Source organism: Arthrobacter sp. PsM3, from assembly GCF_030433895.1.
Taxonomy (GTDB): Bacteria; Actinomycetota; Actinomycetes; order Actinomycetales; family Micrococcaceae; genus Arthrobacter.
Window position 1 is genome coordinate 47,764 of sequence record NZ_JARUXE010000004.1, and the last position, 18,952, is coordinate 66,715.

Annotated in this window: 10 protein-coding genes and 1 tRNA gene; 9 read left to right on the forward strand and 2 right to left on the reverse strand. The window is 69.4% G+C overall.

Annotated features, from left to right (window positions below; genetic code table 11):
• The first annotated feature begins 75 nt into the window (after positions 1-75).
• Entirely contained in the window at positions 76-4,647 is a 4,572-nt protein-coding gene (locus tag QCD75_RS02770) for an ExeM/NucH family extracellular endonuclease (RefSeq protein WP_301225506.1), read from the forward strand.
• 193 nt (positions 4,648-4,840) lie between these two features.
• Here the strand turns inward: QCD75_RS02770 and QCD75_RS02775 are convergent, their stop codons facing one another.
• Positions 4,841-6,820, reverse strand: coding sequence for an FAD/NAD(P)-binding protein (locus QCD75_RS02775; protein WP_301225508.1), 1,980 nt, complete (start codon positions 6,818-6,820; stop codon positions 4,841-4,843).
• Between the two features lie 119 nt (positions 6,821-6,939).
• On the opposite strand from QCD75_RS02775, the gene QCD75_RS02780 reads away from it, so the two are divergent.
• The 4 genes from QCD75_RS02780 (at position 6,940) to QCD75_RS02795 (ending at position 12,720) form a co-directional block, all read left to right on the forward strand.
• Positions 6,940-9,228 carry a prolyl oligopeptidase family serine peptidase gene (locus QCD75_RS02780; RefSeq protein WP_301225510.1) on the forward strand — a complete coding sequence of 763 codons (2,289 nt, stop codon included), beginning with the start codon at positions 6,940-6,942 and terminating at the stop codon, positions 9,226-9,228.
• A 160-nt stretch (positions 9,229-9,388) separates the two neighbouring features.
• A tRNA-Ser gene (locus QCD75_RS02785) sits at positions 9,389-9,476 on the forward strand.
• Between the two features lie 135 nt (positions 9,477-9,611).
• Positions 9,612-11,243: a phytoene desaturase family protein gene (locus QCD75_RS02790; RefSeq protein WP_301225512.1), complete on the forward strand. Its 1,632-nt coding sequence runs from the start codon at positions 9,612-9,614 to the stop codon at positions 11,241-11,243.
• Positions 11,233-12,720, forward strand: coding sequence for an MFS transporter (locus QCD75_RS02795; protein ID WP_301225514.1), 1,488 nt, complete (start codon positions 11,233-11,235; stop codon positions 12,718-12,720). The genes QCD75_RS02790 and QCD75_RS02795 overlap by 11 nt, the downstream gene beginning before the upstream one ends.
• On the opposite strand, the gene QCD75_RS02800 is transcribed toward QCD75_RS02795, so the two are convergent.
• Positions 12,665-14,878 carry a RecQ family ATP-dependent DNA helicase gene (locus QCD75_RS02800; protein WP_301225516.1) on the reverse strand — a complete coding sequence of 738 codons (2,214 nt, stop codon included), beginning with the start codon at positions 14,876-14,878 and terminating at the stop codon, positions 12,665-12,667. The two genes, QCD75_RS02795 and QCD75_RS02800, sit on opposite strands and share 56 nt — an antisense overlap.
• Positions 14,879-15,063: 185 nt before the next feature.
• Here QCD75_RS02800 and QCD75_RS02805 point away from each other — a divergent pair, with 185 nt between their 5' ends.
• The 4 genes from QCD75_RS02805 (at position 15,064) to QCD75_RS02820 (ending at position 18,806) form a co-directional block, all read left to right on the forward strand.
• Positions 15,064-16,482, forward strand: coding sequence for a phosphomannomutase/phosphoglucomutase (locus tag QCD75_RS02805; protein WP_301225518.1), 1,419 nt, complete (start codon positions 15,064-15,066; stop codon positions 16,480-16,482).
• Between the two features lie 13 nt (positions 16,483-16,495).
• Entirely contained in the window at positions 16,496-17,005 is a 510-nt protein-coding gene (locus QCD75_RS02810) for a hypothetical protein (protein WP_301225706.1), read from the forward strand.
• Positions 17,006-17,025: 20 nt separating this feature from the next.
• Positions 17,026-17,475, forward strand: coding sequence for an RrF2 family transcriptional regulator (locus QCD75_RS02815; RefSeq protein ID WP_301225520.1), 450 nt, complete (start codon positions 17,026-17,028; stop codon positions 17,473-17,475).
• 170 nt (positions 17,476-17,645) lie between these two features.
• On the forward strand, positions 17,646-18,806 hold the full coding sequence (locus QCD75_RS02820; protein ID WP_301225522.1) for a globin domain-containing protein: 1,161 nt from the start codon (positions 17,646-17,648) through the stop codon (positions 18,804-18,806).
• Positions 18,807-18,952: the final 146 nt, after the last annotated feature.

An 18,952-nucleotide genomic window follows, 5' to 3' on the forward strand; every position in this document is an offset into this window, starting at 1 on the left:
AGTCCGGCCGGTCCGCGGGCACCACCCGGACACATTCCACCAGCCCCACCGGGCACCTAATGAGAGTTAGAGCGGATGAAACACATACCTTGGAAAACCGCGCTGGGCACAGCGCTGTCGGCGGGGCTCATCGCAGCCCCGCTGGCCGCGGTGCCGGCGTTCGCCGTGGAGGTCTCCCCGGCAGCCGCCGGCACCTCGCCGGTCATCATCAACGAGGCATACCTCAGCGGCGGCAGCGCGGGAGCCGCCTACAAGAGCAAATTCGTCGAGCTGTACAACACCTCCGACGCCCCGGTCCCGCTGGACGGCTGGTCACTCCAGTACCGGTCCGCGACAGGTACCGGCGTTCCCGGAAACGTCGTCCCGCTGACCGGCAGCATTGCCGCCAAGAGCTTCTACCTGATCAAGGCAACCGGCAACAATCCCACGACGTCGACGGCGCCGGAACTCCCCGCCGCGGATCTGGATGCAGGCAGCCAATTCGCTCCCAGCGGCACCACCGGCACCATCGTGCTGGCCAGACAGGCGACGGCAGTCAACCCGCTGGCCTCCGGCTCGGCCATCGAGCCCGCCAACGTGGCCGATCTGCTCGGGTACGGGACCTCCAACACCTACGAAACCCAGGCAGCCACCGCGCCGGCGAGCAACACCGACGTCAAGAGCCTGAACCGCACCAACGGCGTTGACAGCAACAACAACTCCGCCGACTTCACCCTGAACGCCACAGTCACCCCCAAGGCAGCCAACGGTGCGGCCGCGCCCGTCGATCCTCCGGTCGATCCGGGCCCCGGCACTCCCCCGGCAGCCAAAACCATCGCCGAGATCCAGGGCAGCGGCACCGCAAGCCCGTTCGTGGGGACCTCGGTCACCACCCGCGGCAAGGTCACCGCGACATTCCCCACCGGCGGCTTCGCCGGCTACTACATCCAGACCCCCGGCACCGGCGGCGACCTGGCGCCGGCCAACCACCCGGCGTCGGACGCCATCTTCGTCTTCTCGGCCGCCACGGCCGGTTCCGTCCAGATCGGCGACTACGTCGAGGTGACCGGCCCCGTCAGCGAATACTTCGGCATGACCCAGGTCAGCGTTGCCGCCGCGGCGGACCTCAAGAAGCTCACCGAGGCCGCCCCCGAGGTCAAGGCCACCGGCTTTGCGCTGCCGGCCGGGGAAGCCTTCCGCGAATCACTCGAAGGCATGCTGCTCACCCCGCAGGGCCCCCTGACCGTCGCTGACAACTTCTCGCTGAACCAGTACGGCGAAATCGGCCTGGCCGGAGGCACCACCCCGCTGGAGCAGCCCACCGCCGTCGCGCCGTTCGGCTCGGCCGAATACACCGCCACCGTCGCCGCCAATGCCGCCCGCGGCATCAAGCTCGACGACGGCGCCACCACCAACTTCCTCAAGGACGCCGCCAGCAAGGCCCTGGCATTGCCGTACCTGACCAAGGCGGAACACGTCCGCGTCGGCACACCGGTGAACTTCAAAACCAACGTTGTGCTCAGCTACACCAACAACTCCTGGAAGTTCCAGCCGCTGACCCAGCTGACCCCCGCAAACGCGGACACGGTCCAGCCGGCAAGCTTCGGCGCCACCACCCGCACGGACGCTCCGGCGGCCGTCGGGGGCAACCTCAAGATCGCCTCGTTCAACGTGCTCAACTACTTCCCCACCACGGGCGACCAGCTCACCGGATGCACCTACTACACGGACCGTGACGGCAACCCGATCACCGTCCGCGGCGGCTGCGACGCCCGCGGCGCGGCCAACGCCGCCAACCTCCAGCGCCAGCAGGACAAGATCGTCGCCGCCATTTCCAAGTCCGGCGCCGACGTCGTGACCCTCATGGAGGTCGAAAACTCGGCACAGTTCGGCAAGAACCGTGACGATGCCCTGGCCAAGCTGGTCGACAACCTCAACATCGCCACGCCGGGGATCTGGGACTACGTCCGCACGCCCGCCAACGCACCCCCGCTGGCTGACGAGGACATGATCCGCACCGCGTTCATCTACAAGTTGGCCGCGGCCGAGCCGGTGGGCGAATCCATCATCCACAACGACGCTGTCGCCTTCGCCACTGCCCGCAAGCCGCTGGCACAGGTCTTCAAGCCGGTCGGCGCCTCCGATGACAAGAAGTTCATCGCGATCGCCAACCACTTCAAGTCCAAGGGCTCAGCGGCCACGCCGGACGACACCGACAAGGGCCAGGGCGCCTCGAACCTCGCCCGCACGGCCCAGGCCCAGTCGCTGCTGGCGTTCTCGGACGAACTGCAGAAATCCAAAGGCACCGACAAGGTCTTTCTGATCGGTGACTTCAACTCCTACGCCAAGGAGGACCCGATCAACGTCCTCACGGGCGCCGGGTACGTCAACCAGGACGAGAAGGCCACGAACGCCGACGGGTCCGCGAAGCATTCCTACCTGTTCGGCGGCCTCGTGGGCTCGCTGGACCACATCCTCGCCTCGCCGGGTGCCAACGCCGTCGTCACCGGCGCCGACATCTGGAACATCAACTCCGTGGAGTCCGTCGCCCTGGAGTACAGCCGCTACAACAACAACGTGACCGCCTACTACGCTCCGGACCAGTTCCGGGCGAGCGACCACGATCCGGTGGTGGTGGGCCTGAACCTGCCGTCCACCCCCGCCAGCGTTGAGCTGAACCTCCTCGGCATCAACGACTTCCACGGCCGCATCGATTCCAACACCGTGTTCTTCGCCGGGACCATCGAGAAGCTGCGGGCCGCGGCTGCCCCCGGCGCCACGGCGTTCCTCTCCGCGGGCGATAACATCGGCGCCTCGCTGTTCGCCTCGGCCGTGGCCAAGGACCAGCCGACCATCGATGTGCTGAACGCCCTGGACCTGCGCACCTCGGCCGTGGGCAACCACGAGTTCGACGGCGGCTGGGCCGACCTGCGGGACCGTGTCATCGCGGGCGGCAGCAACGCCAAGTTCCCCTATCTGGGCGCCAACGTCTACAAGAAGGGCACCACCGAACCGGCCCTGCCGGAGTACACCGTGCTCGAGATGAACGGCGTCAGGGTCGCCGTGATCGGAACCGTCACGCAGGAAGTTCCCTCGCTGGTCACCCCCGCCGGCATCGCCGATCTCGAGTTCGGTGACGCCGTCGACGCCATCAACCGGGTCGCCGCGAAGATCAAGGCGGAGAAACTCGCCGACGTGATCATCGTGGAGAACCACGACGGCGCCGGTTCCGGCACGCCCGAAGGTTCCACCCTGGCGCAGGAAGTGGCCGCCGGCGGCCCCTTCGCCAAGATGGTCACCGGGGTCACCCCGGACGTTGCGGCCATCTTCAACGGCCACACCCACAAGCAGTACTCCTGGGATGCGCCGGTCCCCGGCGTTGAGGGCAAGACCCGCCCGATCGTCCAGACCGGCAACTACGGCGAGTTCATCGGCCAGATCCAGCTGACCATCGACACGAAGACCATGTCGGTGACCAGCTACAAGGCCGGCAACGTCAAGCGCACCACCTCCGCTGACCAGCCGGCCGCCGACCTCGTGGCCGCGTACCCGCGGGTCGCGGCGGTCAAGTCCATTGTTGACAAGGCCCTCGCCGACGCAGCCGTGGTCGGCAACCAGCCGGTCGGCTCCGTGACGGCGGATATCACCACCGCGTTCACCCCTGCCACCGCCACCACCCCGGCGGCACGCGATGACCGGGCCAGCGAGTCCACCCTGGGCAACCTCGTCGCGGATTCCCTGCTTGACTCGCTCCAGGCCCCGGACCTCGGCGGTGCCGAGATCGGCGTCGTCAACCCGGGCGGCCTGCGCAACGAGCTGTACTACGCACCCGACGGGACCATCACCTACGCCGAGGCCAACGCGGTCCTGCCGTTCGTGAACAACCTGTGGACCACCTCGCTGACCGGCGAACAGTTCAAGACGCTGCTGGAGCAGCAGTGGCAGACCAACCCGGACGGCACGGTTCCCAGCCGCGCCTACCAGCAGCTGGGCCTGTCCAAGAACGTCAACTACACCTACGACGCCGGCCGCGCCACCGGTGACCGGATCACCTCGATCCGGGTCAATGGCGCGCTGATCGACCCGGCGCAGTCCTACCGGATCGGGACGTTCAGCTTCCTGGCAACGGGCGGCGACAACTTCCGCATCTTCACGTCCGGCACCGGCACCAAGGACTCCGGGCTCGTGGACCGCGACGCGTGGATCAAGTACCTGCAGTCGCACAACCCGGTCTCGCCGGACTTCGCCCGCCGCTCTGTCATCGTGGTCAACACCACGGCCGCCGAGGTCAAGGGCGGCGAGGCCATCACCCTGGCGGTATCCAAGCTGGATCTGACCTCGCTGGGCAGCCCGGTGAACACCTCGCTGCGCGCCGGGTTCACCGACGCAAACGGCACGGTCACGGCGCTCGGAACGGTCCCGGTTTCCGCCGGCGCCGCGACGGTGAGCGTGTTGGTTCCGGCCGGCGCCGCGGCAGGCGCCGGCACTCTGGTGCTCACCGCCGCCGAATCCGGCACCGTGGTGAAGGCGGGCGTCCTGGTCGCGGCCAGCGTTCCGGTCCCGCCGAAGTGCACCGCTCCGGCGCCGCCGACCAAGTGGTACGACTTCAAGGGCTGGATCAAGTACACGATTGCGTGGCTCCAGTACCAGAAGTGCCTCCGGGGCTAGTTTCCGCAGCCCTGCACCAGTGAGCATGCCCTCCCCCGGGCTGCAGCAATGGACATACAGCCCATATGTCCAGTGCCCAGTCCGGAGGGAGGGCATGCTCATTTTTCGTGGGAACGCAGGGAGGGCATGCTCATTTTTCGTGGGAACGCACGGAGGGCATGCTCATTGCTGGGGGCGCGCCGGTCCTGCCCGGCTACTGCCCGAGGATGGCCCGGGCGATCTCGTCGGCGTCCCGAAGTGTGCGCTGGCCGCTGCGGTACACGGGTCCGCTCTTTGGCCGGGCCTCGGCCGCGATGGCGGTGCCCCACTGCACGGCGGACAACTGCAGCCCCAGAACGTACAGGCCTTCGGTCACCGAGCCGTTCGCGCCCAGCGGCCGGTAGGGGTGCGGTGCCACGTCCAGCCCGGACGTGGGCACCGGGGCTCCCTCGACCGTCATCATGATCCGGGGGCGGAGCAGGCCCTCGGCCAGCAGCTGCTCCAGCAGTGGCGAATCGTTGACCGCGACCTTGTTGGCCGGTGCCAGCGCCTCCACCATGGCCACGGCAGTCACGACGTCGCCGCCGCCGTCGTCGGGACCGTTCCCCACCCACGGCGACACCGCCGTGAACGTCCCCGCTTTGCGGTCCACGCCGAATTTCGGGTCCGGCCCGACGAACCGCACGACGCCTGCACTGACAAGGGCGGCGAGCTGTTCGGCGCGCAGCGCGGGAGGCCCGCTGGCGAGGCCTTCCACAAACGATTCGAACCAGCCGCGGAGCCCGGCGACCCACGACTCATCGGTGATGCCGCCGTCCGCGACCGCCGTCTTCAGCACCGCCCGGCCGTGGTGCAGGGCGCCGATGGTCATCTTCACCGGGTCGTTCTCCCCCAGCGCGGAGCGCCGGGCGTCGTCGAGCAGATAGTCGACGACGGCGGCGTCGAGTTCCGCCCGGGAGTCGAATGACCGCCCGGCCAGCGGAGCCGCAAGCCCCAGCAGGTTCAGCCGGTGGGCGGCCCGGACGTGCACGTCGAGGACGGAGTCCACCAGCTCTTCCCATTTCGCGGTGGAGTGCGCGTGCGGGCGCAGGGCTTGCTCCAGCGCCCTCAGGAACTCCTTGGGCTCCGTCAGGATCGCGGCCGGCTGCGAGCGCGCAAGCGTGGAGTAGTAGGCCCAGAGTGCGTCCCGGTGCAGGAGAGGCCAGAGATCGTGGTCGAAGGCGGGCCGGATACCTGCCTCCGCAAATTTCGCCACGGCGCTTTCGGTGCAGTACCTCAGCGTCACCGCTTCAGGGTAATAGCCGGCGAGGCTCGCCTTGGCCCGGTACGGGGTGCCGCGCCGGGAAGCGGCGATGATGAGGGGTTCACGGCCGGAGGGAAGGTAGCTGAGCCGGCCGTCCTGGCCGGACCGGAACCGTCCGCCGCGGCCTTCGGTCAGCTGGCCCATGGCATCAAAGAAGTTCAGGCCCATGCCGCGCACCAGCACCGGCTTGACGGCCGGCACCAGCGACCAGTCGACGTCGGCCGGAGCAGCCGGAGGCAGGTACAGCAGCCCGAATTCCTCCGCCGCCGCCTGGAGGCCGCGCTGTTCGGGGTTGAGCCGTGATTCGAGGTGGCCGAGGGCCAGCACCACGGAATCGACGGTGAGGACCGCGCCGTCGGCCAGTCCGACGTCGAACCTCACCCGGCCGTCGTCACCCCCGGCTCCCGGCGCGGCGTGGCGGACCGACGTCGCTGTCGTGTCGTGGAAAGCCACCGTGGCGCCGGCGGGAAGGCGGGAGAGCAGCTCTTCCAGGGTGGAGCGGAGGTAGCGGCCGTACAGCGCCCGGCTGGGAAAGTCGGCGGAGCCCAGCCCGGAGAGTTCGGCGCGCTCCTCGGCGGTGAGGGAGGGGTGGGGCCCCGCCCGCTGCAGTTCCCGCCAGCGGTCGAACGTGTGGCCGGCCAAGGGCGGCGCGAGGTCCGGGTCCTCGGGGATGACCGTGGGGTAGAACGACTGTGTGTTCATCAGGTAGAGCCGGGACTGTCCGGGCTGCCAGACGTGCCCCGGTCCGGCCGGATAGGGATCAATGACATCAATGTGCAGGGTGGTGTGCGGGCCGGTCGGCGCCCAGTTGGCCAGCAGCCGTTCCAGCACGCTCGTGCCCCGGGGACCGGCGCCGACCACTGCCGTCCGGATGCTCTGCGATATGCCCACGGCATCCAGCGTATCCGCTACCGGCCCGCGGCCCGGACCGGACCGGCGCACCCGCCGCCCGTTCGGTGCGGCCCCGGTGTGACTTGCTTGTGGCACGCCGATATTGCTTGGATGGAAAAATGACCACCTCCCCAGCTGCTCCCCCTCCCGCGCCCGGCCGCCCCGCCGCGGACACCGCGTCCGCCGCCGCGGGAACGGCACCCGAACCCGTCGACGAGAACATCTGGCTTGAGGAGATCTACGGCGAGGAACAGCTCGCCTGGGTCCGCGAACAGAACGCCCGCACCGAGGAACTGCTGGAGGGCCCGGAATACACCGCGCTGGAGTCCGGCATCCTCGAGGTGCTGAACTCCACCGACCGGATCGCCATGGTGGGCAAGCACGGCGACTGGTATTACAACTTCTGGAAGGACCGGGAGAACCCGAAGGGCCTGTGGCGACGGACCAGCTGGGACAGCTACCGCGGCGGAACTCCGGAGTGGGACGTCCTGCTGGATGTGGACGCGCTGGCCGCTGCGGAGGGCGAGGAGTGGGTCTTCCACGGCGCCAATTTCCTGCGCCCGGCCGCGGGCGAACCGCACCGGCTGGCGCTGCTCGCGCTCTCCCCCGACGGCGGCGACGCGAACCGTTACCGGGAGTTCGACGTCGAGTCCCGAAGCTTCGTGTACCCTGCCGCCGGCGGCTTCGACCTGCCGACAGCCAAGGGCAACGCCTCCTGGCTCGACGCCGACACGCTGCTGGTCTCCTCCACCGCAGCGGGTCTGCCCAGCACCACCTCCTCCTATGCCCGGACCGGCGTCAAGCTGCGCCGCGGCGGAACCCTGGCCACGGCGGAGCGGCTGTTCGACATCCCGGAAGACCACATGATGGCGCTCGTGGCGCACGACTCCACCCCGGGCTTCGAGCGGACCTTTGCCGTGGACTGGCTCAGCTTCTTTGAGCGGACCACTGCGGTGCTGCGCGACGGGCGGTGGGTGCAGATCGACGTCCCGCCGGATGTGAACCTCAGCGCGCACCGCGGCTGGCTGCTGTTCCGGCCGCAGAAGGACTGGACCGTCGGCGGAACGAACTACCCGGCCGGGTCCCTGCTCGCCGCCGGCTTCGAGGACTTCCTGGCCGGTGGCCGGGAACTGTCCGTGCTGTTCGCCCCGGATGAGCACACCTCCCTGCAGTCCTGGAGCTGGACCCGGGACTTCCTGCTGCTGAACCTGCTGCGCGACGTCTCCTCGGAGATCCTGGTCCTCGATCCGTCACAGCCCGGAACGGACACTGCCTGGGCCTCCACCGTGCTGGACGCCTGCCCGCCGCTGCACGACGTCACGGCCTACGCCGTCGACGACGAGGACACCGCCGAGGACACGGACGACGACGGCACCGACGGCGCTGCACCGGTATCCGAGGGCGAGGCCCCCGGCGCAGGGAACGACTTCTGGCTCGTGGCCACCGGCTTCACCACGCCCAGCACGCTCACCCGCGGCACCCTGAAGCGTGCCGCCGGGAGCGGCGTGGACAGCACCCACGAGGTGGTCCGGTCCTCGCCGTCGTTCTTCAATGAAGCGGCCTACGAGGTCCAGCAGCACTTTGCCGTGTCCAAGGACGGCACCCGGGTGCCGTATTTCCAGGTGGCGTCCAAGGATCTCGTGCTGGACGGCCAGAACCCCACCCAGCTCTCCGGCTACGGCGGCTTCGAGATCTCGCGGACCCCGGCCTACAGCGGCGCGATTGGGCGGGCCTGGCTGGAGCGCCGCACCGGGGAATCGGCCGGGCAGCACGGGGACGCCCCGCACACCCGCGGCGGGGTCTACGTCGTGGCCAACATCCGCGGCGGCGGCGAATACGGCCCCGCGTGGCACCGCGCGGCCCTGCAGGAGAAGCGGCACCGGGCCTACGAGGATTTCGCGGCCGTGGCGGCGGACCTGATCTCCCGCGGCGTGACGTCCCGCGAGCGGCTCGGCTGCGTGGGCGGCTCCAACGGCGGCCTGCTGGTGGGGAACATGCTCACCCGCTACCCGGAGCTCTTCGGCGCCGTGTCCTGCGGGGTCCCGCTGCTGGACATGCGCCGCTACACCAAGCTCTCCGCCGGCCACTCCTGGATCGCCGAATACGGCGACCCCGACGTGCCCGAACAGTGGGAGTTCATCAGGACGTTCTCCCCGTACCACATGCTCCGGGACGGCGTGGACTACCCGGAGACGTTCATCTGGACGGCGACGTCCGATGACCGCGTCGGGCCGGTGCAGGCGCGCAAGATGGCCGCCCGCATGCAGGCAATGGGCATCCCCAACGTCTGGTTCCACGAGGCGCTGGAAGGCGGCCACGCCGGGGCCTCCGACAACCGCCAGGCTGCGGCCCTGCAGAGCCGCAGCCAGCACTTCCTGTGGCGCGCCCTGGCCGGCCGGGGCGCCTGACCCGCCGCTCCCGGCCGGGGGCTCCCCACCGCGCAGGGCAACGCGGGGTCACTTCGCGCCCATGCGCGGGCCCAACACGGGCGCAAAATGACCCCGCGTTGCTCGTTTTGCACTGCATGGCCCCTTCTGCGTATCCTTGGTTGGCTAGTTCATAGCAATTGGAGACGTGCCAGAGCGGCCGAATGGGCTTCACTGCTAATGAAGTGTGGGGCACAACTCCACCGGGGGTTCAAATCCCCCCGTCTCCGCGTTTGGCCCCGGTCCTTGACCGGGGCCTTTTGCGTACCCGGGCACCGCCGGGCTTCGCGGCACCGGGGTTAGCGCCACGTCCGGGTGCCGGACACCGGGCGCCTTCCCGGCAGCCCGGGTGGCAGGATAGGCGCATGTCGGGCAACAACGCGTTTGACGCGATCATCGTTGGCGGCGGCCACAACGGCCTGGCCGCGGCCGCGTACCTGTCCAAAGCCGGCCGGAAGGTCCTGCTGCTGGAGAAGCTTGAGCATCCCGGCGGCGCCGCCGTGTCCGCCCAGGCGTTCGACGGCGTCGACGCTCGCCTATCGCGGTATTCCTACCTCGTGAGCCTCCTCCCGCAGCAAGTCATTGACGACCTGGACCTGGACATCCGGCTGGCGCGGCGCCGGTATTCGTCGTACACGCCCGACCCGCACAACGCCGGCAAGGCCCTGCTGATCGACAACGGGGATGCCGCGGCCACCGCGGCATCCTTTGCCGCGGTCGGAGCACCCGACGGCGAATTCGAGGCCTTCACCGCTTTCTACGCGGGCTGCCGCCAACTCACCGGAGCCCTCTGGCCCACCATGACCTCGCCGCTGCCGACCCGCTCCGCGGCGCGGAATCTCGCGGCCCGGGCCGGGGCGGAAAAGTCGTGGGAGGCCATGATCGAACGCCCCATCGGGGACGCCATCGCCCGGGAACTCCAGCACGACCTGGTCCGCGGCGTGGTGCTCACGGACGCCCTGATCGGGACCTTCGCCCGGGCCGGCGACCAGGATCTGCAGCAGAACATCTGCTTCCTGTACCACCTGGTCGGCGGCGGAACCGGCGACTGGGACGTGCCCGTCGGCGGCATGGGCGCGGTCTCCGGGGAACTGGAACGGGCCGCCCGCGAAGCCGGGACGACGATTCTGACGTCCGCGGAAGTCACTGCCATCCGCCCGGGAGGCGTGGTCAGCTACCGCCACGACGGCGCCGAGCGCACGGCCACCGCTTCATGGGTCCTCGCCAACGTGGCCCCGGTGGTGCTGGACCGGCTGCGGAGCTCCGACGCCGCCAGCACAGCCACGCCCGCCACGCGGAACCCGAACCATCTCCGGGAAGGCGCCCAGGTCAAGGTGAACCTGCTGCTGACGCGCCTGCCCCGGCTGCTCGATCAGGGCGTTAGCCCGGAAGCTGCCTTCGGCGGGACGTTCCACATCAACGAGACCTGGTCGCAGCTCGACGCCGCCTACCTCGCCGCCGCGGGCAGTTCCATCCCCGACCCGCTGCCTTGCGAGATCTACTGCCATTCCCTCACCGATCCCAGCATCCTGTCCCTGGAACTGCAGGCCGCGGGGGCGCAGACCCTCACCGTGTTCGGCCTGCACGTCCCGGACCGGCTGATCACGGCGGAGAACAATGAGCAGCGCCGGACGGAACTGCAGGCGGCAGTCCTGAAATCGCTGAACTCGGTCCTGGCCGAACCCGTCGAGGAGCTGCTGCTGACGGGCCCGGACGGACGGCCCTGCATTGAAACCAAGACGACCCTGGACATCGAGCGGGCGGTCGGCATGCCGCGGGGCAACATCTTCCACGGCGGACTCGATTGGCCCTTCGTCGAGGACGATGCGCCGCTCGACACCCCGGCGCGGCGCTGGGGCGTCGCAACGGATGACGCGCAGATCCTGCTCTGCGGCTCCGGTGCCCGGCGCGGGGGTGCCGTCAGCGCCATCGCCGGGCACAACGCGGCCATGGCAGTGCTGGAGTCCGGCGGGTTTGAAGCCGGCCATGCCTCCTAGCGCCGCGCTCCCTTCCCCGGCTGCCAGCACAACCGCGGACGATTGGAGCCCGCGGCTGGCCCTGCTCGTCGCTGCCACGTTCTTTATGGAGTTCCTGGACGGCACCGTCCTGACCACCGCGATCCCCAGCATCGCGGCGGACTTCTCTGTCCCGTCAGCGGACGTCAACGTCACCATGACGGCCTACCTCATGACGGTGGCGATGGGGATCCCGCTCAGCGGCTGGCTGGCCGAACGCCTCGGGGCGCGGCGGGTGTTCTGCCTGGCCATTGCCACGTTCACGGTGGCCTCGCTGCTGTGCGCGCTCAGCCAGGATCTGGCCATGCTGACCCTGAGCCGGGTGCTGCAGGGTGCGGGCGGCGCCATGATGGTACCCGTCGGGACCCTCGTGGTGCTTCGCGGAACAGCGAAGAAGGACCTGCTCCGCGCCACGGCCTACCTGGTGTGGCCCGGCCTGCTGGCACCTGTCCTGGCGCCGCTGGTCGGAGGCGCGCTCACGACGTTCCTGTCCTGGCACTGGATCTTCCTGATCAATCTCCCGCTCGGACTTGCGGCGTTCCTCGCGGCGCTGCGGCTGGTCCCGGGCACCGCGGGTGACCGCGCCCGGCGCCTGGACTGGCTGGGGCTTGGCCTCACGACGCTGGGTGTGGGGTCCGTCGTGGTGGGCCTGGAGCTGGCGGGCGGCCGCGGGTCCGGCGCCCTGGCTGCCCTCAGCATCACCGCCGGGCTGCTGTTCCTCGTCGCGGCGGTCTGGTGGATGCGGCGGGCCCGCTCCCCCCTGTTCGACCTGGGCGTCTTCACCGCCCGGACGTTCCGCGCCACGGCGACCGGCGGGTTCATCTACCGCCTGACCATCAGTGCCGTGCCCTTCCTGCTGCCGCTGATGTTCCAGAACGGCTTTGGCTGGGATCCGCTGCACGCCGGGGTCCTCGTCGCGGCGGTGTTCATTGGCAATATCTGGATTAAGCCGGCCACGACCCCGCTCATCCGGCGCTTCGGCTTCAAGCCGGTGCTGGTCTTCGCGTCCCTGGCCTCGGCGGCCACTTTTGCGCTGTGCGCCCTGATCGACGCCGGCACCCCGGAGCCGCTGATCTTCGCACTGCTCGTCGCCAGCGGGGCGTTCCGGTCCATCGGTTTCTCCGCCTACGCCTCGGTGCAGTACGCCGACGTCGTTCCCGCCCAGCTGCCGTCCGCCAACGCCGTTTCCGCGACGCTGGTGCAACTCGCGACGGCGGCCGGGATCGCCATCGGTGCCCTGCTGATCCGGGTCTACGAGGCCGGTGGCCCGCTGCCGGGCGGTGCGGGTGCGGCTGGCGGGGATCCGGCCGCGCCGTACCGCGCGGCGTTCCTGGCGATTGCGGTGGTCATGCTGCTGAGCACCCTGGACAGCCTGACGCTGCCGCGCCACGCGGGCGCCGAGGTCAGCCGGCCTGGCCAAGCACCAGCGGCAGCACCGCCCCGGCGCCCGCGAGCCTGAGGGCGCGGCCTGCGACAGTCACGGTCCAGCGGCTGTCGACCAGATCGTCAATCAGCATCACGCTCTGGCCCTGGATCCCGGCCAGGGCTGCTTCCAGTTCCGGACCCACCACCAGGCGTTCCCAGACCCCGGCAAGACGGTACGCGCTGTTGCCGCCGCGCCCGCCGGCCGGTCCGCCGTGCTCAAGCTGGAGCTGTCCCAGGTACGGGATCCGGCCGATGTCCGAGATACCCCGGGCAAGGGAGTCCACCAGGGCCGGCTTGCCGCGGGACGGGATGCTGATGATGGCGGCGGGCCGGCCGGCCCCGCTCCAGCCGGGGGTGCGGGCGTCACCGGCGCCCCACTCGCGCAGCACCTGGACACACGCCTGCAGCATGCCCGGGTCCACTGTGCGGTCAGGGGCTCCCGCGGCGAAGGCTTCGCGCAGGGCACCGCCCCAGCCCAGGTCCGTGAGCCGGGCCAGCGCCCGGCCCGCAGCGACGTTTTCCTCGGGCTTGATCTTGCCCTTCACAGGTACTCCCAGCCCGTCCATGCCGCTGGGCCACTGCAACCGGGGTTCCAGCGGGACACCGGCGCGGCTCAGCGTCTGGCCTGCGGCTTCGGTGGCCGAGGCTGCGATGTCCGCCGGGAACCACTGCCCGGCGCAGTTGTCACAGCGGCCGCAGGCGTGGGCGGTCTCGTCATCGAGGACCGAGGTGATGTACTCCATCCGGCAGCCGGCAGTGTCCTGGTAGATCACCATGGAGTCCTGTTCGTCCACCCGGGCCTCCGCGATCCGGCTGTAGCGCTCGGCGTCGTAGTTCCAGGGCTGGCCGGTGGACCGCCAGCCTCCGCCGACGCGCTCGACGGCGCCGTCGACGGCCAGCACCTTCAGCAGCAGCTCCAGCGGCGTCCTGCGCAGGTCCACCCGCGCTTCCAGTGCCACCGTGGATACGGCGGTCCCCGCCTCGGCGAGGGCGGCCAGCACCGCGCCGGCCTTTTGCTCCGAGGGCATCGACGCGGTGGCGAAGTACTGCCAGATGTCGCGGTCCTCGGAGCCGGGCAGCAGCAGCACGTCGGCGTTGGCGGCGCCACGGCCGGCACGGCCGACCTGCTGGTAATAGGCCACCGGGGAGGACGGCGCCCCCAGGTGCACCACGAAGCCGAGGTCCGGCTTGTCGAAGCCCATGCCCAGCGCCGACGTGGCCACAAGGGCCTTGACCTGGTTGTCCTTAAGGAGCTGCTCGGCGCGTTCCCGGTCCGCGGGGTCGGTGCGTCCGGTGTAGGCCAGCACCTCGTGCCCGGCCTCGGCCAGGAGCCGGGCGGTGTCTTCGGCCGCGGAGACCGTCAGGGTGTAAATGATGCCGCTGCCGGGGAGGTCTTTCAGGTGCGTGAGCAGCCAGCCGAGCCGGTCGCGGGAGTCCGGCAGGCGCAGCACCCCCAGCCGGAGCGATTCGCGGCCCAGGGCCCCGCGGATGGTCAGCACGCCGGCGCCCAGTTGCTCCTCGATGTCGTGGACCACCCGGGAGTTGGCGGTGGCCGTGGTGGCCAGGACCGGAACGGTATCCGGTAGCTGGGTGATCAGGTCCGCGATGCGCCGGTAGTCGGGACGGAAATCGTGGCCCCAGTCCGAGATGCAGTGCGCCTCATCGATGACCAGGAGCCCGGTGCGGCGGATCAGCTCTGGGAGCTGGTTTTCACGGAACGAGGGGTTCGTGAGGCGCTCCGGGGAGACCAGCAGGACATCGACCTCATCCGCCGCGAGCTGTTCGCGGACGGTGTCCCAGTCCAGCTGGTTGGCGGAGTTGATGGCCACCGCCCGGACCCCGGCCCGGGCCGCGGCGGCCACCTGGTCACGCATGAGGGCCAGCAGCGGGGACACGATGAGGGTGGGCCCGGCGCCGCGGCGCCGGAGCAGCAGGGACGAGACGAAGTACACGGCCGACTTTCCCCAGCCGGTGCGCTGCACAACGAGGGCCCGCCGGCCGCCGTCGACAAGGGCCTCAATGGCTTCAAACTGGCCGTCATGGAACTCCGCCGCCGGGTGCCCGACCAGCTCGCGCAGCACTTCCTGGGCCTGTTCCCGCGTCCCGGGCACCCCGGCCGAACCGGCGGAACCGGCGCCTCCAGCGGGATCAGGGGACACGGAGAGGACTGCAGCGTTCTGGGTATTGGCCATTGCTTCAGTATCCCAGCCCGCTCCGGGAGCCACGAAGCCGGGGGCTTTGCTATGTGGACAATCACAGCGGATCCGCCGGGGGTCCGGGAGTCCGGGAGTCCGGGAGTCCGGGGGTCCGGGGGTCCGGATGACACCGCCGGTGTCCCTCCACAGCCCCGTTCGGCCGTCAACGTAAGATAAGACGCGTGACTATGGACCAGACAAAGACTTTTGACCTCTCGGCCTCCTTCAAGGCCTACGACGTGCGCGGCATTGTCGGCGAATCGATCACCGCGGAGATCGTCGAGGCTGTGGGTGCGGCATTCGTCGACGTCCTGCAGCTGGAGGGCAAGATGGTGCTTGTCGGCGGCGACATGCGCCCCTCCTCCCCCGAGTTCAGCAAGGCATTCGCCGGCGGCGCCGCCCGCCGCGGGGCCAACGTCCAGCTGCTTGACCTGATCTCTACCGATGAGCTGTACTACGCCTGCGGTGCGCTCAATGCGGCCGGTGCCACCTTCACCGCCAGCCACAACCCCGCCGAGTACAACGGCATCAAGATGGCCAAGGCCGGCGCCGAGCCGATCTCCTCCGAATCCGGGCTCAAGGAAATCCAGGCCCGCGCCGAGGAGTACCTCAACTCCGGTTCCATCCCCGCTGCCCCCGTGCGCGGCCTGATCGGCGTCCACGATGTCCTGAAGGGCTACTCCGAGTACCTGCGCGGCCTCGTGGACCTCCGCGGCTCCCGCCCGCTCAAGGTCGTCGTGGATGCCGGCAACGGCATGGCCGGCCTCACGACGCCGGCGGTGCTTGGCGACGCACTGCTGCCCAAGCTCCCCCTGGAGATCATTCCGCTGTACTTCGAGCTCGACGGGTCCTTCCCGAACCACCCCGCCAACCCGCTGGAGCCGGAGAACCTGCGTGACCTGCAGGCCGCCGTCGTCGAGCACGGGGCGGACATCGGGCTGGCGTTCGACGGCGACGCCGACCGTTGCTTCGTCATCGATGAAAAGGGCGAACCCGTCTCGCCGTCCGCGATCACGGGCATGGTCGCCCGCCGCGAGATTGCCCGTGCGCAGGGGCTCGGCGAGGCCAACCCGACCGTCATCCACAACCTGCTGACCTCCCGCGCCGTCCCCGAACTGGTGGAACGCGACGGCGGCCGGGCAGTGCGCACCCGTGTGGGCCACTCCTTCATCAAGGCCGTGATGGCCGCTGAGGGCGCCATCTTCGGCGGCGAACACTCCGCCCACTTCTATTTCCGTGACTTCTGGAACGCTGATACCGGCATGCTGGCCGCCATGCACGTGCTGGCGGCCCTCGGCGAGCAGGACGGCCCGCTGTCGGACCTCGGCCGCGAATACGAGCCGTATTTGTCCTCCGGCGAGATCAACTCGGAAATCGAAGACAAAGCCGGGGCCGTGGAACGCGTCCGGCACGATTTCCGCGACGAGGACGTCGAGGTGGATTACCTTGACGGCAGCACGTTCATCGCCACGGACGGCAGCTACTGGTTCAACCTGCGCCCCTCCAACACCGAGCCGTTCCTCCGCCTGAACGTCGAGGCCACGGACAAAGACACCATGGAGCGTGTCCGCGACCGCGTCCTGGCACTGGTCCGGGGCTAGGCCTGTGACGGAACTGCCGGCCGAAACCGCAACGGGGAGCGCAGCCGAGCCCGCCGCCGGGCCCGCGGAGGGGGCCTGGCGGGACAGCGTTCCGGAGGCCAGCGCCACCGATCTGGAAAACCTGCTGGGAACCGGCGTCGGGGCGGCCCAGGAGCAGCTTGAGCGCAACGGCGGGTTCCTGCCGTTCGCCCTCGTGGTCGAGAACGACGGCGAGGTGCGGCTGGTTGCCGTCACTCCCGCCGACGCGGCCGAGGGGACGGACGCGGACTTCGACGCAGACTCGATGATCGGCGACCTCACGGAGCTCCTGCGGCAGCACCGGGACGAGTTCCGCGCCGCCGCCATCGTGTGTGACATCACCTTGCTCGAGGAATCCTCGGACGCCATCCACGTCGCCGCTGAACACCGGGACGGATCGCTGTTCGCCGCGGTGCTGCCCTATGCCGCGAATCCCGCAACGCGCGAACTCGAATTTGGCGAGCTCTCCGCCGATACCAACGAGCCCGGCGTCTGGGTGGACTAGACCGCCAGTAAACTGGTGTTATGAAGATCAACGCCTTCGCGGATGTCAGCCTGCGCGCCATGATGGTGCTCGCGGCCGCTCCAGCCGGCGGACTCCTCACAACCCAGAGCATCGCAGACGCCGTCGCGACACCGTACAACCATGTCAGCAAGGCGATGGCAAAGCTGCGTGAGCTGGGAATGATCGACGTCGAGCGCGGCCGGCACGGTGGCTCCCGGCTCAGCAGCGCCGGCCGGGCTGCCACCGTGGGCCAACTCTTGCGCCAGCTGGACAACCGCATGGACCCGGCCGACTGTATCGCCGCCGACGGGCCCTGTCCGCTGATCAACGAGTGCCTCCTCCGCGGGGCCCTCTCCCGCGCCCGCGAGGCGTTCTACCGCGAACTGGACGACATCGTCGTCGCGTCCCTGCCGACCTCCCGGCAGATGGCGCCGGTGTTCCAGGCGATCGGCATGCGCCCCGGCCTCTGAGCCGGACCCCACGCGCCGCGGCCGCCGGCCGCCCGCCACGCCCGGGAACCGGCCGATTTGTGAATGTTTTCTACGCCATGTAGAACTGAGGTACAAATACTTGCATTTTAAATACAAGTATTTACCATCGGTCCGGCTGAAGACCCCGGGCCACTATCTCAGGAGACAACATGCTCTCGGACAAGTCCTTCCCCGTCATCGAGGCCACCCTCCCGCTGGTCGGATCCCGGATCGGTGAAATCACCCCCAAGTTCTACGCCCGCCTCTTCGCAGCCCACCCGGAACTGCTCGACGGGCTCTTCAGCCGCTCCAACCAGCGCAACGGCAACCAGCAGCAGGCCCTGGCCGGAAGCATCGCCGCTTTCGCCACCCACCTGGTGACCAACCCCGGCACCCTGCCGGAGACCGTGCTCGCCCGCATCGCCCACCGCCACACTTCCCTCGGCATCACCGAACCGCAGTACCAGGTGGTCTACGAGCACCTCTTCGCCGCCATCGCCGAGGACTTGGCCGAGGTCATCACCCCGGAAATCGCCGAAGCCTGGACCGAGGTCTACTGGCTCATGGCGGACGCCCTGATCAAGCTCGAAAAGGGCCTCTACGCCGCACAGGCCAACAGTGTGATGTGGAGCCCGTGGCGGGTCGCCGCCAAGACCGCCGCCGGCACCGGTTCCATGACCTTCACTCTGGAACCGGCCGACGACACCCCCATCACCCCCGCCCTCGCGGGACAATACGTGAGCGTCAAGGTCACCCTTCCGGACGGACTGCGCCAGGTCCGCCAGTACTCGCTGTCCGGCGACGCCGGCACGAGCCGCACCTTCACCACCAAGAAGGACGACGGCGGCGAGGTCTCCCCCGTCCTGCACAACAACGTCCAGGTGGGCGACATCCTCGAGATCTCCAACCCCTACGGTGAGATCACCCTCAAGGAGGGCGACGGCCCCGTCGTCCTGGCCTCCGCCGGCATCGGCTGCACACCGACCGCATCCATCCTGCGCTCCCTCGCGGACTCCGGCTCGGACCGCCAAGTCCTGGTCCTGCACGCGGAAAGCGACCTGGACAGCTGGGCGCTGCGCAGCCAGATGACGGACGACGTCGAACGCCTCGACGGCGCCGACCTCCAGCTCTGGCTCGAGCAGCCGGTCGCCGGAACCAAGGAGGGCTTCATGTCACTGCGCGAAGTCGACCTCCCGGCCAACGCCTCGCTCTACCTCTGCGGTCCGCTGCCGTTCATGAAGAGCATCCGCAACGAGGCCATCAATGCCGGCATCCCGGCCACCAAGATCCACTACGAGGTCTTCGGCCCGGACATCTGGCTCGCCAGCTAGTTCTCCCGGCCCGCCCGGTGGGCAGTTCAGGGCGCATGCGGGCCCGCCATCCGCCCTGAACTGCCCGCGAGGCGCCCCCTGGAGGAATGCGAAGGACACCGACGGCGGCCCCGCACCTTTCACAGCAAAGGTGCGGGGCCGCCGTC